The organism is Solibacillus sp. FSL H8-0538 (assembly GCF_038003525.1).
In the GTDB taxonomy this organism is placed as follows: Bacteria; Bacillota; Bacilli; order Bacillales_A; family Planococcaceae; genus JBBOPI01.
Map to the genome: position 1 here is coordinate 208111 of NZ_JBBOPI010000001.1, position 20659 is coordinate 228769.

At 38.1% G+C, this 20659-nt stretch carries 12 protein-coding genes; 9 read left to right on the forward strand and 3 right to left on the reverse strand.

Going from position 1 to position 20659, the window contains the following annotated elements; genetic code table 11:
* Nucleotides 1–42 precede the first annotated feature (42 nt).
* The 7 genes from MHH87_RS00975 (at nt 43) to MHH87_RS01005 (ending at nt 13576) form a co-directional block, all read left to right on the forward strand.
* Nucleotides 43–219 (forward strand): hypothetical protein, encoded by a 177-nt coding sequence (locus tag MHH87_RS00975; protein WP_340747484.1) that lies wholly within the window; start codon nt 43–45, stop codon nt 217–219.
* A 649-nt stretch (nt 220–868) separates the two neighbouring features.
* A complete protein-coding gene (locus MHH87_RS00980) occupies nt 869–3124 on the forward strand; it encodes an S-layer homology domain-containing protein (RefSeq protein WP_340747485.1) in 2256 nt (751 codons plus the stop codon).
* Nucleotides 3125–3336: 212 nt separating this feature from the next.
* Entirely contained in the window at nt 3337–3657 is a 321-nt protein-coding gene (locus tag MHH87_RS00985) for a hypothetical protein (RefSeq protein WP_340747486.1), read from the forward strand.
* Nucleotides 3658–4091: 434 nt separating this feature from the next.
* On the forward strand, nt 4092–9257 hold the full coding sequence (locus MHH87_RS00990) for an S-layer homology domain-containing protein (RefSeq protein WP_340747487.1): 5166 nt from the start codon (nt 4092–4094) through the stop codon (nt 9255–9257).
* A gap of 585 nt (nt 9258–9842) precedes the next feature.
* Complete coding sequence (locus tag MHH87_RS00995) at nt 9843–10304, forward strand: HTH domain-containing protein (protein WP_340747488.1); 462 nt, start codon at nt 9843–9845, stop codon at nt 10302–10304.
* Between the two features lie 196 nt (nt 10305–10500).
* Complete coding sequence (locus tag MHH87_RS01000; RefSeq protein WP_340747489.1) at nt 10501–11430, forward strand: AEC family transporter; 930 nt, start codon at nt 10501–10503, stop codon at nt 11428–11430.
* A 394-nt stretch (nt 11431–11824) separates the two neighbouring features.
* Nucleotides 11825–13576, forward strand: coding sequence for a methyl-accepting chemotaxis protein (locus MHH87_RS01005; RefSeq protein WP_340747490.1), 1752 nt, complete (start codon nt 11825–11827; stop codon nt 13574–13576).
* A 144-nt stretch (nt 13577–13720) separates the two neighbouring features.
* Here the strand turns inward: MHH87_RS01005 and MHH87_RS01010 are convergent, their stop codons facing one another.
* Entirely contained in the window at nt 13721–15220 is a 1500-nt protein-coding gene (locus tag MHH87_RS01010; protein ID WP_340747491.1) for a catalase, read from the reverse strand.
* Nucleotides 15221–15696: 476 nt separating this feature from the next.
* Here MHH87_RS01010 and MHH87_RS01015 point away from each other — a divergent pair, with 476 nt between their 5' ends.
* Nucleotides 15697–17541, forward strand: coding sequence for an SLC13 family permease (locus tag MHH87_RS01015; RefSeq protein WP_340747492.1), 1845 nt, complete (start codon nt 15697–15699; stop codon nt 17539–17541).
* 556 nt (nt 17542–18097) lie between these two features.
* Here MHH87_RS01015 and MHH87_RS01020 read toward each other — a convergent pair.
* Both MHH87_RS01020 and pxpB read right to left on the reverse strand, forming a co-directional pair.
* Nucleotides 18098–19036, reverse strand: coding sequence for a 5-oxoprolinase subunit C family protein (locus MHH87_RS01020; protein ID WP_340747493.1), 939 nt, complete (start codon nt 19034–19036; stop codon nt 18098–18100).
* Entirely contained in the window at nt 19033–19749 is a 717-nt protein-coding gene (gene pxpB / locus MHH87_RS01025; protein WP_340747494.1) for a 5-oxoprolinase subunit PxpB, read from the reverse strand. Before pxpB ends, MHH87_RS01020 begins: the two co-directional genes overlap by 4 nt.
* 145 nt (nt 19750–19894) lie before the next feature.
* Here pxpB and MHH87_RS01030 point away from each other — a divergent pair, with 145 nt between their 5' ends.
* Nucleotides 19895–20656: a LamB/YcsF family protein gene (locus MHH87_RS01030; protein ID WP_340747495.1), complete on the forward strand. Its 762-nt coding sequence runs from the start codon at nt 19895–19897 to the stop codon at nt 20654–20656.
* Nucleotides 20657–20659 lie beyond the last annotated feature (3 nt).

Consider the following 20659-nt stretch of genomic DNA (forward strand, 5'->3'; position numbering starts at 1 on the left):
TATAATCTTCAGAATGAGTTAATTAGATAGAAGGTACCAGGTATGAAACAATTCAATTCAATTTATAAAATACAAACATCATTAATTGCAGATCCAATCTTGGATATCGAAATCGATGTCTATGAGGATCAATTCAAATATTTCGTGGTAAATTTATTTATTACAGAATTTATCTCCGACATCGTAGTATTGAATGAATGGTTTGCTATATCGTTATAGTTGTGGATAAGTTTTCGGTGTTTTAGTGTATATTGATATGTTTGGTTATATTGGCTTATTTATTTTGAGTAAATGTTTGAAGGCGCTATTTAAGAGAATGTCCGTTTTATGTAATTTTGAGAAAGCTCAAGCTGCAAGTCTTTGTTCGTTGTCAGTGCCGTATTTTGTATATCTAATAAGATAATGACGATTGCTTCGAAAATGCAAACTTTACCTAATCCATAAGGTGTCAAAAGGTAAAGTGGTGTAGAGTCCATTTTGTCATAAACTTAGTACCCTTCCTTTATAAAATGTTTAGGGATATATTTTTTACTTCTAAAACGAAATTATATGAAGCCATATTAAACTGTTTGATCTTCTACTATTAAGCTAAAGTTAAAACTACAAAAAATATCGCACCATCTGATGCATTTGGGGTGTCTAGATTAAAACAATGTGATGCCTGAATATTCTTTAAGCAATAAATCTAAACTTATATATAAAGGTTGTTCTGGTATCTAATAATAACAATTTACACCCTACATGAGCTTAGTCTTGTGTAGTTTTTTTGTGCAAATTTAACATTATTTACCTTTTGGTATCTCGTGTTATATAATCGTAGTATATATATTCGAGGAAAGCGTGGACCTGTAACGGAGGGGATAGAGCAATGAAAAAGAAGTTACATTATTTTAAAGCAACTGTAGCTACTGCGGTACTAGCATCGGCGGTAACACCATTTGCACCAGTGCCAACAGTTGCTAGTGTTTATTTTAATGATGTCCATGAATCGGATTATTTTTATGATGCCTTGGCCGAACTTTATGATCGTGGCGTAGTCCAAACGTTTCCAAATGGTACAATTCGACCGCACCAGAACTTAACACGTGGACAAACAGCGCAAATTATTGCGGATGTACTTCAACTGGATACAGATGATGTAACAAATCCATACTTTAGAGATATTTCGACATCGCATCCATACTACGGAGCGATTGCAGCCCTATCGGAATTGGGTATTATCGGTGGTTATGAAGATGGTACATTCCGTCCGAATGCATATGTGCAACGTCATCATATAGCAAAATTTTTGACGAATGCCTTTCAATTAGAAACAACGTTAGCAGATGAACTTCCGTTTACTGATGTGCCAGAAGCGTATAGATATTATGTAGCTGCGCTCTATGAAAATCAAATTACAACTGGGAAAACTGCTAAAACATTTAACGGAACAGCTAATGTTACACGTGGGCAATTAGCTGCCTTCATTGTACGTGCAGAGCAATCACAGTGGGCAGAACCAATTGTGACTTCAACACAACGACAAAGCGGCGAATTTTCTGTTACGGTAAAAAATATTACGAGTACAACGATTCAAACATCGCAAGGAACATATCGCGTAGATGAGAAATTGCAGCAACTCCTCCACGCAACAAATCGTAAAGCATTACAAGATGCACAGCTTGTTATACGCGTCTCTAATAACAAAATCTCTCGGTTATCTAGTGTAACCCTGAATAGCGACAATACGACATTTGATGGAGGAAATCTCGTTATTCCAGGAAATGTGCTTGTAAATGCCGATGATCTCACGATTAAAAACGTAACAATTAACGGTAACCTAACAATTGCAAATGAAGTCACCAACTATTTCTCTACAAATAATATATCCGTCGATGGAAATTTAGAAATAGGAAATCGTGTTAGCTCAACATCGTTCTACTCTGGCCCAACGATTTCACTACAGGATTCATTGATTAAAACAATTGATGCTCAAGTAAATTATGTCACAATTAATTCAAATAACATATTATTGGATGTCCGTGCCTCGGAACGGTTAGCATCATTAACGCTTAATGCACGTGTTCAAAAAGTAAACGTAAATACGACAACACCAATTACAATCTCAGGTTCAGGCGCTATTGAACAAATTGCAGTGAATAGTACTAGCGATATTACATTGACAGGGGACGGACAAATTTCAGAAGTAATCCTCAATAATTCTATTACGAGAATTTCACTAGGAGACTATATATATATTAAGAAACTGATTAGTCCTCTTGGAAGAAGCGCGCAGGCATCTGTACTAAATTATAATCTAGTGAGAGGGCAAATTCGTGAGTTTGAATCCAGTACGTTAAATAACTATCTCTACAATGATACTTCAGGAGAAAGTGAATTTGCCCAGGTGCGAACAATAATAGAAACTTTAAATATAAAGTGGGAAGGGAATTTATCGGCAACTTATTTAGAGGCGCAAAGAAAATTGGCACAAATTAAACTACCCGCTGGAACTTATGTCAAGGCCCAGGCAGGTACAGATTATTATATTGGGAATGTTTTAATTCATCTGATTAATGATGATGACACAATTATACAAGTCATTGGCCCTATTCAAGTGGCGACTAATAAATCCTCGTTACAAAACCTAATTTCAACTATAGCCTACGTTAACGTATCAATAGATGGTAAAGATATCGGACAGGCACAAAAATGGACGACATCTAAGGAACGCCAAGTATTACACAATGCAGTAACTGTTGCACAATCTGTTATAAATAATTATTATGCAACACAAACAGAAGTAGATAACGCCTATACACTATTACAATCTGCAATAAAACGTTATTATGCAGCTCAAAAATGGGGGAATTATTCGCAAACTAATAAAGCGTATCTCTCGGCTGAAATATCAGCTATTACATTTGTCAAAACTTCTATCGATGGAACTGATATTGGAACGACACAAAAATGGACGACACTAAATGAGCTCATCGTATTCCAAAATGCCATTCACAGTGCACAAGCTGTTGCAAATAATCCATTAGCTACACAACGAGAAGTTGATACGGCACTTTATACGCTACAAATTGCGATTAATAACTATGCAGCTGCACATCAATGGGGAAGAAGTATTTCGTTGTAGAGTAAATTAATTTTTATATGCACTAGGTGTGAAGACGAGAATTAAATTAATAGTTCAAAGCGTCCCCTGCACAATTGTTTAACCTTGTGGAGGGGTTTCCTATGTGTAAAATGTGTAGGGTTTTTACGGATTTAGCTGCTGAGCAATAAACGTTTAAGACATTATCATCGCAAGCCCAGCAATCTGTTAGTGAACGAGACAAACTAGAGGCAATGACAACATTAGCAGCGCAATATGGTCAATTACCGTTTACAATTATTGATCCATGGAAGGATTTAAAGACAAAAGAAACTAATAAAGTTTGGACAATCCGCATTTCTGAAGAAGTAGCCAATAGAAAACTTGTTCACGTTTATGATAATTTCGGACGTGAAGTAGCAACAGAAATAAAAATAAGCGGCCAACAAATTACCACTAGGCCACTGACAAGCTTTGTGAAGGTTCATATGTATCAATTAATAATCGGTAAGGGCTTGCAAGGAGCAGAAAATACAGTCTTAAAAGCAGACATATGTTCGAAGTTTGAAGTATAGTAGGGAGATTTTGAGCATGCATAATTATAATCATCAAAATCCTTTCGTAGCAACGATAGCTACGAAAGGATTTTTTTTGCGCTAAATATAATATTCTCTAGAACGCTGATATTAAAAAGTAGCTAGTGACCACCATCAAAACGTCTCGGAAAGTTTAGTAGTCCTACTGTGATTCTCACTACAATCCAGTTCGGTCAATTTAGCAGAAGTAATAAATATTTAAAAATTGAAAATTATTACATTTTAACCGATAAAATGTTTATAACCATGTCTAACTTTATTTTTTTATAGCTTATTTAATCTAATGATAGTTTAATAAACTTTTTTGCAAATTTACGTACGATAAATATATGTAAACACTATATAACCTGAAATAATTTATAAAAAAATCCACCTAACTAATATTTTCTAAACAAAATAAAGGAGGTTTAACTATGAGTAAAAATAAAAAACTAATCGTCGCAACATTACTGGCTGTTCCGGCAGCGGTGGTTGTAGTGGATGAAGTGAGGGTAAGTGCAGAACAGGCCGTACAAGAAGGAATAGTAGTTGTACCTGGTAACTTCCCGCAAATTGAAACGAGTAGTATTAGTACTTTTAATACTGGGACGACATTGACAGTAACAGATGTTGCAACATTAAAACCGCTATTAAAAGCGGAAATGGAGAACTTTAACAAAAATATAACAATTAAATATACAAAATCTCCAGCAGGGACACCTATTGCGAATGAGGGAGAAATCTATAATTTAGTTAATGGTGCTATTACAGAGATTTTTAGTGATTTATATACACAACCAGATCCAAAATCAGATCAAAGCTTAGAGGGCATTTTCAACGGTTATAAATATACGTACCGTTATGAAAATAATGTTGCGACGATTCAATTGAGCATGAACTATTTGACGAATAGTAGTGATAATAAAACAGCAGAAAATATGATTTACACACAATTCAGTGGCTATACTGTTAAATCATCATTAGAAAAGATTAAACTAGCTCACGATTATATTATCAAGCTTGGCACATATTCTAATAATGTAGTAAATGGAAAATTTCCAAATGCCGTACATACATTATTGACAACTGGAAATGGAAGTGCACATGCGTATTCATTGCTTGCATATAAAGCTGCAAGAATAATGGGGGTAGAAGTTCGTCATGTTACAGGACGTTTAAATGGTGCGCTACATTCGTGGAATATTGTAAAAATGGAAGATAATAAATGGTATTATTGGGATGTTTTATTGGATGACTTATTAAGTTTAACGTCTAATGGTAATGAGCAAATTTCGTATAAACACTTTTTAACTAATAGTGGTACTTATACTGCTGAAACAATTCATACTCTCGAAATCGTTGATGGGGGAACTATTTATAATGATGAATTCCAAAAATTTAATTCCTCTGTGCACGTAGGCTCGGTCGTGTATTTTTCAAATTTATCGGATGATAAATTGAGAAAGCATGATTTAACAAATGGTTTAACTACGGGTTTAAGTTTGCCAATCAGTACAGACCAAGCTGATTTACAGGTGAAATTTCTCCAACAATTTAATGGGTGGCTATATTTTATTAATTTAGCAGACCAACAAATTTATAAAATTAAATTAGATGGTACGGATTTAACTTCGATTACATCTGAATCCGTTACAGAATTACAAATCATTGAAGGAGAATTAAAGTATAAGACAACTAATGGTCTTTCTAAATCAATGGTGTTAAACGGTTCAACTGATGAAGTAGTTGAAGCAGTAAAAGCAATAATTAACGCATTAGATGCTGATTCTGTAGCACTAGAAATTATTAAAGCTCGATTAGTATTTGAAGCATTAACATTACAACAAAAAATTGATGTTGGGGATATAAGCAAGCTTACTAATCTTGAAGTAACAGATTTCTATAATGGCCTGAATTTAGTAATGCAAGAAATCGAAAAATTAAATATTTATTTACCTAATTATAGAGAGTTAATTAGTAGAATTGACGAATTAATTAATAATTTAACGGCAAGTGAAAAAAATAAAATAGCAAACATCGATAAATTAACAACAATTAGAAACCAAGTAAGTGTAGATGAAGGTGTTGTGTCAACATGGCAAACTAAAGTAGAAAAATTACAGACGAATTTATCATATACTGGGGTAGAGCAAGCAAGAGCCCAATATAATGCAATGACACCATCACAAAAAAATCGTGAAAACGCGACGGGAAATTGGAATTCTCGATTAATAGCATTAGAAGCGACAGTGAAAGCTGATAAAGAAGAAGCGCAAAAAATACAATATGCTATCAGTGGGTTAAATGAAAACTCAGTATCGTTTATTTTAGATACCGAACGTATACAAGGTGAGTATGATGATCTTGATAATCTTCAAAAACAATATATAGGAAGCGCAACAATTGCTAATGCTGTATCTAAGGCAACAAATCATAAGGAAACAGCAATTGCATTTTTAGATAAATTATATGGATGGATTCAATTAACAAACCCAATAACGCAAACAACGCCAACTATTACACAAATTGAAAGAGCCCGCAGTGAGTATTACAATTTCTTACCAGCTATTAGAGGTTATATTGATATCAAAGGTATAAGCTATACAGCTACCGGTGAATCAGTAGCCAAACCGATTTTAAGTACATTTAAAATCAACATGCACCTTTATGCAGGGATGGATCAAGATGTTATTAATGTAGTGAAACTAATAGAATTACTTAATTCAGAAAATATTAGTGAACTTGCTTTTAGAACAGCAAATGAGGCATATATTGCATTAAAAACGAAAGATTATGATAAGCAAGGCAACGTACCAGCCCATTTGGTTACTAAGTTAAACACTATTGCACAGGATATTATCGATAGTACAACAGCAGCCCTAAATTGGAACAACCTTGCTATTACATTAACGGATGATAATTATGCAACCTATTTACTACAACTTACAACGGACTATGCTGCATTATCTACGTATGGGAAAAGTTTAATTAATTCCAAAGCAAAAGCTAAATATGACTTATATATCGCCAAATCAGCTGCATTAGATGTTGTAGCGGAAATTGAGGCTTTAGGCGAAAGCCCTGATGGAACAGCTACTAATACAGCGCGAGCGCATTTTGAAGCATTATCTGATGAAGGAAAAGTTTTTGTTACGAACATTAGTAAACTAGAATTTGCTGAAGCTAATATTGTAACTAAGGAAATTATGGATGATTTGAATGAGATAATTCCTGCAGCACCAGCACTAACTGACTTTGATTATTTAAGAACAAAATATAATGACTTAACAGAAGGTGCCCAAGAAAAAGTATCTTCAGAAGCTATTAAGCGTTTAGAGCTTTATGAAGCAGCGTATGTAGATAATGAAATCAGTAAATTAACAGAAATTTCTACAATAGCGGCAGTGAACGCAGTTAGAAAACTAGTCGAAGAATTAACAGATGGTGCAAGAGGGGAATTAAAGAATCTCCAAAAATTAGAGCAGATTGAAGCAATAATTGTTAACCCTAATGAAAGAATTGCAGCAAAAGCAGTTGACGAAGAAATCCTTCGTCTTTATGAAAAAATTGAAACTGTAACTCGTGAAGAGTTGGATATTTTATTAGACATGTATGTAGCTATAGGTGTTACAGCTCAAGGGTATGTTAAAGAAAAAGCCAATCTTGCCAAGATTAAAGCAGCTGTCGAAGCACGTGAGGCTGATGCGGAGGCAGAAAAAGAACGTATTGATGCGCTGAAGGAAAAAGCAAAGCCAGTAATTAATCTAATTACAGCACTAAGCGACCACAGCACGAAGGAAAAGCTTGCAGAGGTTCGCGCGGCATATGAGGCACTTGATGCTAATGTGAAGCCGTATGTAACGAATTTAGAAAAGTTAGTGGAGCTAGAGAGAAAAATTACGGAAAAAGAAGCCGAGGAACTAGCAAAAGAACAAGCGCTTGTCGTTGAAAATCAAATCAACGCGCTAAGTGATCGTTCAACATTAGAAGAAGTGAAAAAAGTGAAAGCGGCTTACGATGCGCTTTCTGAGCAAGCAAAAGGGCAGGTTTCAGCAAGTGCGGTAAGTAAATTGACAAGCTTATTAGCAAGCAAAGAAACGGAATACAAAGACACACATGAAAAAGCCCAAGCTGAAGCGAAAGTGGTGTTCGACCGCATCGCCAAAATTAAAACGTCAACATCGACAAAAGAATTACAATCGATTCGCCGTGCATATGAGGCACTAACGGATTTAGCGAAAACGTATGTGACAAATATTGCCCGACTTGCCGAATTTGAAGCGTATCAAAAATACCAAGAAACAGTTGTTGCTGCAGCAAAAAAAGAAGCCGCGGCATTTGATGCGTACATGGTAAATTTAAACCGCAACTCGACAACACAAGAAATCGCAAAAGCACGTGCGTATTATAATATGCTATCTGCAGAAGCAAAAAAGCATGCAACAGCGTATTCCAAACTAGTCCACTTAGAAACAATGTGGTCAGACCCGGATTACATTAACTTATATATCAATTATTATCCATATTACACAGAACAAAAGCCTTCTGGTGGTATTGAAGTAACGCCTCCGAAGTTCGATCCATTGTACATTCCTGATGCGGTCGCGACAGTTGACCTAGATCAAGGCGAGTTGTTGATGGATTACCGTAATGGTGGTTACACAGCGACGGTTTTCGAATCGGATGTAGCCAAATTGGACAAGCAAAAATTAATTTTAACTGCTTCATCAAATATCGAGCTGTCCTTGCCAATAAAAGACTTAAAAGCATTAAAAGAAATGCCAGTAACAGTCGCGACAACACTTAGTTATAAATCGGTTACGATTAGCTTTACAGAAGGCTATGCGCCAAAAACATTCTCTGATTTTGTGGAAATCAAAGTGCCAGTTAGTGAGCTTTCTACTACGGAAAGCGCGATGATTTACCGGAAATTAGCGAACGGTACATTAGAGGCAGTTACTTACCAAATACGCAATGATGCATTTATTATTAAGACGAAAACGGGTGGGACATTTGTAGCGGAAGCAAAATCGACAGCTACAGGTGCATCGGGCTACAACGATACGCGATCAAATGCCAATAGCCAGTATATTAATGAGCTTGCGAAACGTAGTATTGTATCAGGTGCAAGTGGATCAAATTATTACCCCAACCAAAATATTACACGCGGCGATTTTGCCATCATGGTTGCGCGTGCGGCGAATTTAACGTCTACATCGTCATCCAACTTGACGGATGTTCGCAACACAGAGAATGCAAATTTAATTCAAGCACTAGTGGATACAAATATTATGGTAGGCATTAATGATAAACGCTTTAATATGAACGGAACTGTAACACGTGAGCAAGCAGCGGTTGTTTTTGCCCGTCTGTTTAGACATTTAAACATGGACGTCGCACTTATGAAAAATGAGCAACAAGCAAGCTTTACCGATATAAAAAATTTATCGTACGAATCTCGCAATAGTATTGCCCTTATGGAGTTGCTTGATATTTTTGAAGGAAATTCAACAAATACCTTTAACCCAAATGACCAATTAACACGTGCACAAATGGCAAAATTGCTATACAAAGCAATGGAAGTTGCGGAATTAATATAACTGCAAAAAACTTATGACAATCAAATTAGATTGGTCATAAGTTTTTTATTTTCCAAACAAAAGTAAAAAAAAAGTAGGGGTTATTTCGGATGCTAAAATATCCGGAGCCCGCTTAAATACTAAAAGAGGCGGAAATTTAGTTTAGATGGTTAATGGTAGGGGTACTTGGGATTATGTTAATGGGTTACGTGAACAATGAGGTAAATTACGCAGAAGCTGCGGTGTTAGCAAACGGCAAGTACTAAAGTATAGGATGTAGCTCAAAACTGTTCGCCACTATATATATATGATAGTGGTGCTTTATTCGTTGTTTTAAGTAAACATACATAAACATAATTGCTGATTGAATGTTTAATGCGAATGGAATTTCCATTTTTACCGTGTTGAATAAGGGAATATTTGTGATTTTTTAACATAATAAAGGTATAATTTAACTAATGGTTTTGGGGGTTTGAAATGAGGCATAAAGTAGAAAAATCACCGATAATCATGTATAATCACTAATGATTGTTTTAGTTGGAACATGATTATTAGTGATTTTATTTTCGGGAATATGATTATTAGTGATTATTTAGGAGGTAATCTATGTTAACCATTCAACAAGCGGCCTTTCAAGTGCTGCAACAGGCGGGAACATCATTAAAATCGCTTGAAATTGCAAGACGTATTCATGAGGCACAGCTTGTTGCCAGCTCGGCGGTCAATCCGGTACAGTCGATTTCGCAAGCACTAGAACGCAATATCCGTATGAACAAGGGGAATATGCCGAAGCTCGCGTTCATTGAAACGGCATTTGGACGAGAAATTACCATTCCTGTGAGCGAGATAATTACACGTGAGCATGTCGAACAGCAAAAAGTACTTCAACAAACGGAGTCTATTACAATTGAATTACCGAAAAGCTTGTTAGATAAGGTGAAGATTTTTCAGCTCGGCACCGGTGTGGAAACGGTCGATGAGGCACTTGCTTTACTCATTCGTAGTGGGCTAGTAAACAACTCATCAAAGCTAATTGAGTCGATTAAAAAAGAGATGGAGAGTTTGTAAAATAGGGAATGGGTAGTGGTAGTGGATTTTTAATAAAAATAGCTGGGAATTTGCGAAATGATCAATTGTTTGGAAAAAGTGATCAATTCCACTCGGAAACCGCTCAATTATCATTACAAAGTGATCAATTATTTTAGGAGTAGGTGTGCCCAAGCTTCCCTAGCACTATCCAACCAGAGAAAAAGGAGTCCTTTACATGAACTATTTATCGATGATTTTCTTTCAGATTGTTGCGCCGATTTTAGTGCTACTTGTTGTGGGAGCGGGTCTGCAAAGAAAGTTCAAGTTTAATTTAAAGGCATTGTCACAGCTTATTACGTACTGTTTTATGCCGGCTGCGGTGTTTGTGAATATTTATGAAACATCAATTGAAATGGCGGTGCTCGGTCAAATAACAATTTTTATTATTCTCTTCATCGGCAGTCAGATGGTGCTGAGTCATTATTTGGCCAAGGTGCTTGGGCTTGATCAGAAGGAATCTGCGGTATTTAAAAATAGCGTCGTGCTTATTAATTCTGGGAATTACGGTATTCCAGTGGCGCAAATGATTTTTGTTACGCAGCCGATTGGGGTGGCGATTCAGGTCATTCTCGTTATTTTTCAAAATGTGACAACGTATACATACGGGCTTTATAATCTGATTTCTTCGACGAAATCAGGGATGGCGATTTTAAAGGATTTTCTTAAAATGCCGATTATTCATGCGCTCATTATTGGGACGATTTTGAACATGCTGAACGTGCCAATACCACAAACTTTTCGTATTCCATTGGATCATATAGCGGACGGTTTTATTGCGGTGGCGCTCATTACGCTGGGGGCTCAGCTGTCTCAAATTGAAATGCGCACGATGTTGAATAAAACAATTTTTGTAAGCTGCTTTACACGCTTAATTATTGGTCCGGCGGTGGCACTGCTCATTATTTATTCACTTGGGTTAGACGGGGTAGTGGCGCAGTCGTTATTCATTGCGAGTGCGTTCCCGACATCGCGTAATAGCTCTAGTCTGGCGTTGGAATATGATGTAGAGTCTGCAACAGCCGCACAAACTGTTCTTTTTTCAACGATAATTAGCTGTTTAACGGTGACTGTTGTGATTTATATGTCTACGCTATTATTTACGTAATAAAGAGAGCCCTCTTGCAAAAAAAATGCACGAGGGCCCGTTTGCTAGATTTTAAATTTATTCAGTTTCTCTTTGGTTGACACTGTAAGGTTACTTAATGATTTGGCAACATTTATAGAATAATGTTTTTGAAGGATGTGCAAATATATTGACAATTTTAAGTAATTTTTAATGATTGAATGACCTATTTAAAATAAAATTCGTGTATATCTGATAAAAATACTTCGAATGTCATTACTTTTGTGGTAATTAAGAAGGGTATAAGGATTTTAATTTCACCAACTTTATTTACAATTAAGTAATTAAATAGATGTGATATTTCTAGAAATCTAATATTGTTAGGTGAAATAACATGTATAATTAAAGTAGTTTTATAATAAGGGTGGGTGGATGAATGAAAAATTCGAATACGGGGTTATTTAAAAGACTTGCGTTAGGTTTTGTCATTGTTACAGCACTATTTGTTTTATCCCTTGGTGTATTAATGTATATTAACACGAAGAAAATTGTAGAAATTGCATATATGGAAGATGCAAAAAATTCAGTGGACTATTTAGTAGAGCAAATTGATGTAGAACGTTTTGAGCAATTAGCGAAACATCCGGCTGAAGGCGATTTATATATAGAATTGCAAGGTGAATTGACGGAATTTTTGGACAAAAACACATTAACGTATATGTATGTGGTTGTTCCTCCAACGAGCGGAGAAGAAGCGATTACCTTGGTGGACGCAGGCGATTTGAATGCGGGTGGAGTCCTTCCTATGGGGGAGCCCATGGCAGGGGTTAACTACAATGAAGTCATTCAAACCTTTAAAAAAGAAGGAGCTTATGTAGAACTGGTCAATACTGAAGAATTCGGTAAATTAATTTCGGCGTATGTGCCGATGAAAAATGCACAAGGTGAGGTTTTTGCGATTTTTGGTATTGATGAAGCCTTTATGACGCTAGATTCAATTCAATCGAAAGCATTGCAAGATACATTGCCATTATTCATTGCGCTTGTCGTTGTATTAAGCATTTTGATTATTTCGGGGCTGGGCTACTATTTATACCAATTACTGAAACCAATTGATGTGATGCGTAGCGCGACGATTAAGCTAGATAAAGGACAAATTAGTGGATCAAATGCATTGATGGACAAGGTGAATTTATCGAGTCAAACTAACATTACTCAATTCGGACATGCGTTTAAGTCCGCGCTGCAATCTATTACAAACATGATTACGAGCTTAAAAGGGATGAGCAAAGATATTTATCAGACGACAAATACGTTAAATGATGTGTCTTCAAATGTTGAGCAATCAACGATGACATTAACAGCGAGCATTGAGCAAATTAGTGTCAGTGTGGAGCAACAGCATGGGCTCGCGCAACAAGCACTGAAGGCTGTTGATGTCATGACAACTGATATTCATAATGTTTCAGATCATGTGGAAAAAGTGGTCAGCAACTTGCAGGAAACAACAACGTTAATTGAACATAGCGCCCACAATGCGAACGATGTATCACAGCGAGTGCATAATATGGCACTAACAGTCGAGAAAACTTCAGCAAATGTACTTATCTTAAGCGATCGTTATTCTTCCATTGAAGAAATGGTTGGCGTGATTCAAGACATTGCTGATCAAACGAACCTTCTTGCATTAAACGCAGCCATTGAAGCAGCCAGAGCAGGTGAGCAAGGAAAAGGCTTCGCTGTTGTAGCGGATGAAGTGAAGAAACTGGCGGAGATGACTAAGGTTTCGGCAGAAGATATTCGAGGTCATATTGGTGAATTTAAACGTGTTACAGAGCAAGTATTACTAGATATGAATACCAGCACACATGAAGTACAGCAAGGAGCAACGTTTGTCCATGCAATTAGCGAGGAGCTGATGAAGGTGCGCGAATCCGCAACGATTGTCATTCAAAATGTAAATGATGTTGCACATTTATCAGAAAAAATTGAGCACACCGCATTACAAGTAAATATGTCTATTCAAGGCTCAAATGCAGCGAATGAAGAAGTTGTCGCTAACACGCAATCTGTTTTACAATCGGCAACTGTTCAGGAGCAAGCCGTCGCGACATTAAAGCTAACGACAAACAATCTACAAACCTATGTGGAACAGCTCGAAACGATAGTAAAAAAATATGATGTATAAAGAAGAAGCAAATTCGGTGCCTATGCCGAATTCGCTTTTTTGTTTGGCGGGGGAGTAATAATAGATACTCCAATGCGCTCTTGAAAAACAAAAAAAGCCACTGCAAGAGGCAGTGGCTAAACGGATATTAATGAGAAAATAAAATTAAGCTTCTACAGATGTTTTTGTGTATGGGTTTGAAAGATCCATACCTTCTAAAGAAAGACCCATTGCTTTTGCAACACCTTCACCATATGCTGGATCAGCTAAGTAGCAGTGTAAGATGTGACGGCGTTTGATAAATTCTTCAACAGAAGCCATATCAGCAGCAGTTGTGTTGAATAGACGTTGTTGCTCATCGGCGTTCATTAAGCGGAATAGTTTACCTGGTTGCTCGAAGTAGTTATTGTCATCTTCACGGAAATCGTGGATGCCAGCGCCACCTTCTAAGTCTAGGTGTGGTTCGGCTAAATCAGTATTGTGCTCCCACTCACCGTAACTGTTTGGCTCATAAGACATAGTTGATCCTAAGTTGCCATCAAAACGCATTGCACCATCGCGGTGGAATGTGCGGAATGGGCATTTTGGTGCGTTTACTGGAAGCATATAATGGTTAACGCCTAAACGGTAACGTTGTGCATCCGCATAAGCAAAGATACGCGCTTGTAACATTTTATCTGGAGAGAAGCTAATACCAGGAACGATGTTAGAAGGAGCGAATGCAGATTGCTCTACTTCAGCAAAATAGTTGTCGGCGTTTTTGTTAAGCTCGAATTCACCAACTGGAATTAGTGGGAAATCACCTTTGTACCAAACTTTTGTTAAATCGAATGGATTGTATGGGTGTTTCTTCGCTTGCTCTTCAGTCATGATTTGAATAGACATTTTCCATTTAGGGAAATCGCCTTTTTCGATCGCTTCATAAAGGTCACGTTGAGAAGATTCGCGGTCATTAGCAATGATTGCGCCAGCTTCTTCACCAGTTAAGTTTTTGATGCCTTGTTGAGACTCAAAGTGGAATTTAACCCAGTGACGTACACCTTCAGCGTTGATGAAGCTATAAGTATGAGAACCGAAACCGTGCATGTTACGGTAACCAGCTGGAATACCACGGTCAGACATTACGATTGTTACTTGGTGTAATGCTTCAGGTAGTAAAGTCCAAAAGTCCCAGTTGCTGTTGGCGTTGTGCATGTTTGTGCGTGGATCGCGTTTAACAACGTGGTTTAAGTCCGTGAAATGTAATGGATCACGGAAGAAGAATACGGGTGTATTGTTACCGACTAAATCCCAGTTACCATCTTCAGTGTAAAATTTCATTGCGAAACCGCGGATATCACGCTCAGCATCAGCAGCACCACGTTCGCCAGCTACTGTTGAGAAACGTGTGAACATAGGTGTTTGTTTACCTACTTCAGCGAAAATTTTTGCAGTTGTATATTTAGTAATGTCATGAGTTACAGTAAAAGTACCAAAAGCACCTGATCCTTTTGCGTGCATACGACGCTCAGGGATTACTTCGCGGTTAAAGTTGGCTAACTTTTCAAGCATCCATACGTCTTGAAGTAAAAGTGGTCCACGTTTACCTGCAGTCATAGAGTCATGGTTGCTTACTACTGGTGCGCCACCAGCTGTTGTGAAACGACGCTGTTTGTCCATTGTCATTTTGTGTGCCTCCTGGAAAATAATTTTGTAAAACTCTTTATAACTAACTATAACAAATCTAAATCATAATTTCTACTACATTGTAATAATTCTTTTTAAGTAATTTTTATATTAGAATATTAATTATCTTAAACAGATTGTCGACCTAATTAAAATAGTTGTTTTTTTTATCCGAAAAGATATATTTCTGCTTATAAAAGCTGATAAACAAGGATTTAGGTCGATTTTCTAGGTAAGTGTAATTTTTTGAAGCAGCAGCGTTCACAGTTGCTAAAAGGGATGTGCTAGAAGGTGAATTTAGTTTCCACTATTACTGTGTTGAAAAAAGGGAGTGCTAAATGAAAATTGCTTATGATAAAAATGTCATAAATTTGTTAGGAATAAACGTCTTTTTTAATAACTTTCTAGGGGAGAGGCGAGATTGTAACGTTTTTCACTTACAATAGAAGCAGAGTATAAAAAGAGAGGAATTAACTATGCAATTAACTCTTACATTTGTTATTTTGGCCGTTACAATTCTGTTGTTTATGACGAATCGAGTACGCGGTGATTTAGTGGCCGTAATGGCACTACTGGCATTTGTCATCTTTGGCATCCTAACACCTGCTGAAGCGCTTGCTGGCTTTTCAAATTCTGTTGTCATTATGATTGCCGCGCTGTTCGTTGTGGGTGCGGGTATTTTGCGAACGGGATTAGCCGGTATGGCGGGAAACTTGCTACTAAAGTGGTCAGGGGATAGCGAGCTGAAATTATTTGTACTGCTACTAATCATCGTTGCGACAGTCGGAGCATTTATGAGTAACACCGGAACCGTCGCACTCATGCTACCAATCGTTGTCAGTATTGCGATGAGCATCAAGGTGAGCCCGTCAAAATTTTTAATACCTCTTTCCTATATTGCGAGCATGTCCGGATTGATGACGCTAATTGCTTCGCCGCCGAACCTAATTGTGAGTCAAATTTTAGTCGATAATGGGTACGCCAAGCTTGGTTTCTTCACCATAACACCGATTGGAATTATTGCGACGATTACAGCCATAATTTATTTAGTGCTTGTGCGCAATACGTTATTACCAAACGAAAAAAATAGTACGCAATCCGATGCCGGCTACAAATTATCCCCGAAACGAATCGTGCGCGAATATCATTTACAGGATAAATTATTCCGCATTATTGTACGTGAGGATTCGGCCATTATAGACCATCCTCTAGCAGATTTAAAGTTACCAGCAACATACCATATTTGCATTATGAAAATTAAACGTGGTGCTATAGAAGGTATTAATTTACTGCCAATGACGTATCAGGAAATGGCGGGTCCAACGAGCATCATTCATTTACATGACGAGCTTTATGTGCAAGGGATACTAGAGGATGTAGAGCGCTTTGCTGCGGATTTTAACCTTCAAATGGAGCCGTTTGAGGACGACGCACAGGAGCTTGTTTCTAAAAAAATTGGAGTTGCCGAAGTACTGCTCACACCGCAGTCCCGTTTAATTGGCGAAACAGTTCGCCAAATCGGTTTCCGAGAAAAATACAATTTAAATATCCTCGGCATTAACCGAAAAGGGGATTATCTACTTGAAAACATGGCACAGCAAAAGCTTCGTTTCGGGGATGCTATATTAGTGCAAGGTGCGTGGGATGAAATTGATTTATTATCAAGTGAAACACAGGATGTCGTCGTTATTGGTCAGCCGCGCGAGCATGCGGGCGTTGTAGCGGCAACCGGGAAAGCCCCGATTGCAGGCGCGATTATGCTACTCATGATTGGTCTTATGGTATTTGAAGTATTCGATGCCGTCATTTCTGTATTAATCGGGGGGGTGCTCATGATTATTACGGGCTGCCTACGCAATATGGACGACGCGTACGGCAAAATGAATTTTGAAAGTATTGTCCTTGTTGCCGCCATGCTTCCAATGGCAACCGCCCTGCAAAAAACAGGTGGGATGGTTATTTTATCGGACGGGATTATTAGTGCGCTCGGCGGCTATGGTCCATACGGCGTCTTAGTCGGGGTCTATTTATTAACGGTCGTGTTCGGACAGTTTGTCAGCAATACCGCAACCGCAGTGCTATTCGCACCAATTGCGATGACCGCCGCTCTCACAATGAACGCTAATCCCTATACATTTATGATCGCCGTTGCTGCTGCGGCCGGAATGGCGTTTGCTACACCAATCGCTTCACCAACGAACTCCCTGGTATTAACAGCGGGCGGCTATAAATTTATGGACTTCGTGAAAGTCGGCGTACCACTTCAAATTATTATGTTCATCGTCATGATGATTGTGGTGCCGTTGTTGTTTCCTTTCTAAAAAAGAGAGCTGTTCTAAAAGGAGAGCACTGAAAAATCCGAAAACAGTATTTTTATGCTTCTGCTTTATTTTATTCGAAAAAGCATTGGTGCGGCGGCGCGAGACTCCTGCGGGAAAAGCGGTACAGGTGAGACCCCGCAGGAGCGTAGCGACGAGGAGGCTCGCCACCGCCCGCGGAAAGCGAGTGCCAGAGCACCAATGACCTATCACTATTTAACATATACATATTAGAATTTTCAGTAGAAATCAACTTTTTTAGTGCCCTCTCGAAAAGTGGAAGCGCCACTCTTGGGACTGCTCTTACTACTAAATAAAGTATGAATATTACAAGGCTTTAAGGTTGTTGGCAGTACCTTTCATTGCAAAAGAGGTGTCTCAAAGTACTTTTGAGACACCTTTCTTTGCTGTTAAGGAAATTATAAAATTTCGCCATGTGGATAACATTCAAATAAGTAAATGCTACGTCTAGGCTAAAGCGCCAGCCCCTCGAGGTCGCTTCGGTCTCTCCTGCGCTTGTCGGGGCTAAGCAGGCGCTATAGCGCTTTTGTTCCTACATTTAATTCAATAAGAGTGCTAGTAAGTTTAAATGTTTTTGCTGTTTAATCCAAAGTTGTTGAGCTTCGTCTAAAGAAATTAGTTTGAAACGAATTTTTGCATAGGGTGGCAATTGAGCGAGCTTTGATAAATCAACGCTTGCAACTTGAGCAATTTTTGGGTAACCACCTGTCGTTTGACGATCGGCCATTAAAATAATTGGCTGCCCGCTAGGCGGTACTTGTACCGTACCGATTGTAACTGCTTCAGATAGCATATTTGTCGGCTGTTGTAAATGTAGGATGGCATCGCTTTCTAGTCGATACCCCATGCGATCGGCATCTTTTGAAATCGTATAGGTAGCTTCTTCAAATAACGAGAGGCTTTTCTCTGTAAAGCTTTCATACTCTGTTCCTTTTAGTACACGAATTGTTACATCGTTTTCGAACAGTTTGAAGTTGGTAACATCAATGGTAGTCGATGGAGCAGTTGTCGACCATTCGGAAATCGGAAGTCTGTCCCCACTTTTTAAAGCGCGCCCGTGATGACCACCGATACGTGCTTTTAAATAAGTGCTTTTACTATTGAGTACATGCTCTACTTGAATGCCCCCTTTAACAGCTAAGTACGAACGTACCCCTTTTTGAGCTGAAGAGAATTTCAATACATCCCCGCATTTCACCATTACCGCTCGCCACATCGGACAAGGCACCCCGTTTAGAAGTGGTGCCATTGAGCCTCCTGTAATTGCAATAGTTGTATCGCAGTGGAATTTTAGTGTGGGTCCAAGTAGCGTCATCTCAAGGGATGCATAATCTTCTTGTTGTAATAGTAGGTTCCCAATTTGATAAGAAATAGTATCCATCGCCCCACTTACAATCACCCCATATTGCTGCAAACCATAGCGTCCTTTATCTTGAACCGTTGTTTGGAGTCCTGGTTTTAGTACCTCAATTGTCATGATTTAGCCCCCCATGTTGAAAATTCCTCTTCTGAAATCGCGACAAATCGAATGCGATCACCGGCCTGTAAATAAGTAGGTGGTAACTGATTTGGCATAAAAAATGGTTGCGGTGTGCGGCCAATAATTTGCCAGCCTCCAGGGGTTTCAACCGGATAAACCCCTGTCTGTTCACCAGCAATTCCTACTGAACCAGCAGGGATGGCTAACCGCGGTATTTCTTTACGAGGTGTCCCGATAGTTGGATTCATCCCACCCATAAATGCAAAACCAGGAGAAAATCCTAACATATGTACTAAACATTCGCTACTAGTATGCAATCGAATAACTTCCTCTTCGGTCATTCCGTTATATTGTGCGACGTAGCTAAGATCTGGACCAAATGCCCCTCCGTATACAACAGGGACCTCAATAAGGCGTCCATCTGTTGAATTGCTTTTGCCTATGTTTTGATGAATCTCTTGTATATACTGCTCAAGAAATTCTGTGATGGATTGTCCGTAGTAAGTACAGGATGCCACTTTTAGTAAATCGAAATGTACACAAATCGATGTATAAGCCGGAACAATTTCGACTAACCACTCTGGCTGAGTAACTTGAAATTTTTGTATAAATTGTTGAATATTTTCATGTATGGATGGTGAAATTTCATCACCAAAACGAATGAATAATGCAGAATCCCCTAAAGGTTGAAATGAAATTGTGTGTGTCAAAATAAGCGCCCCCTCTCGAAATTACAAGAATTATATCACAATTACAAAAAAAGAATACTAAAAGTACTTGTTATTACAGATATTTTAGAATAATGTATTAATATAAATTTTTTTTCATATTTAATAAAAGAAGGGGGGATAAAGTATGACCTTAACAGTAGATTTAAACTGCGATCTAGGAGAAAGCTTTGGGTGCTATACATTAGGGGAACAAAATGAAATTTTAAAATATGTAACCTCCGCAAATATCGCATGTGGTTTTCATGCGGGTGATCCAACTGTGATGCGACAAACTGTGCAGTTGGCGATTGAAAACAATGTGAAAATCGGCGCGCATCCAGGATTACCAGATTTAAATGGTTTTGGACGACGCGAAATGAATATTACGCCGCAAGAAGCTTACGATATGGTTATTTATCAAATAGGTGCATTACAAGGATTTTTAACAGCAGTAGGCGCTGAAATGCAACATGTAAAGCCTCATGGTGCGCTCTATAATATGGCAGCAAAAGATCCGGCACTAGCTAAAGCAATTGCACAAGCAGTATATGATAGTTCGCCAAAGTTAATTTTATTTGGTTTAGCTTCGAGTGAACTAACAAAAGCTAGTGAAGCGCTCGGCTTACAAACGGCACATGAAGTATTTGCCGATCGGACATATCAGCAAGACGGATCATTAACATCGCGTAAGCAGTCCGATGCAATGATTACTGATGATACACAATCGATTGCACAGGTCATCCAAATGGTAAAAGAGGGAACTGTGACGGCTCAGCAAGGTGTGAATGTACCGCTGCGTGCAGATACAATTTGCATTCACGGAGACGGAGAACATGCGGTCGATTTCGCTAAAAAGGTTCAAAGTGGACTTGTAAATGAACAAGTTGAGGTAAAAGCGTTTAGTTAATAA

Coding starts and splice junctions, on each gene's coding strand:
- MHH87_RS00975 (WP_340747484.1), top strand. CDS start 43: ATGAAACAATTCAATTCAATTTATAAAATACAAACATCATTAATTGCA.
- MHH87_RS00980 (WP_340747485.1), top strand. CDS start 869: ATGAAAAAGAAGTTACATTATTTTAAAGCAACTGTAGCTACTGCGGTA.
- MHH87_RS00985 (WP_340747486.1), top strand. CDS start 3,337: ATGACAACATTAGCAGCGCAATATGGTCAATTACCGTTTACAATTATT.
- MHH87_RS00990 (WP_340747487.1), top strand. CDS start 4,092: ATGAGTAAAAATAAAAAACTAATCGTCGCAACATTACTGGCTGTTCCG.
- MHH87_RS00995 (WP_340747488.1), top strand. CDS start 9,843: ATGTTAACCATTCAACAAGCGGCCTTTCAAGTGCTGCAACAGGCGGGA.
- MHH87_RS01000 (WP_340747489.1), top strand. CDS start 10,501: ATGAACTATTTATCGATGATTTTCTTTCAGATTGTTGCGCCGATTTTA.
- MHH87_RS01005 (WP_340747490.1), top strand. CDS start 11,825: ATGAAAAATTCGAATACGGGGTTATTTAAAAGACTTGCGTTAGGTTTT.
- MHH87_RS01010 (WP_340747491.1), bottom strand. CDS start 15,220: ATGACAATGGACAAACAGCGTCGTTTCACAACAGCTGGTGGCGCACCA.
- MHH87_RS01015 (WP_340747492.1), top strand. CDS start 15,697: ATGCAATTAACTCTTACATTTGTTATTTTGGCCGTTACAATTCTGTTG.
- MHH87_RS01020 (WP_340747493.1), bottom strand. CDS start 19,036: ATGACAATTGAGGTACTAAAACCAGGACTCCAAACAACGGTTCAAGAT.
- MHH87_RS01030 (WP_340747495.1), top strand. CDS start 19,895: ATGACCTTAACAGTAGATTTAAACTGCGATCTAGGAGAAAGCTTTGGG.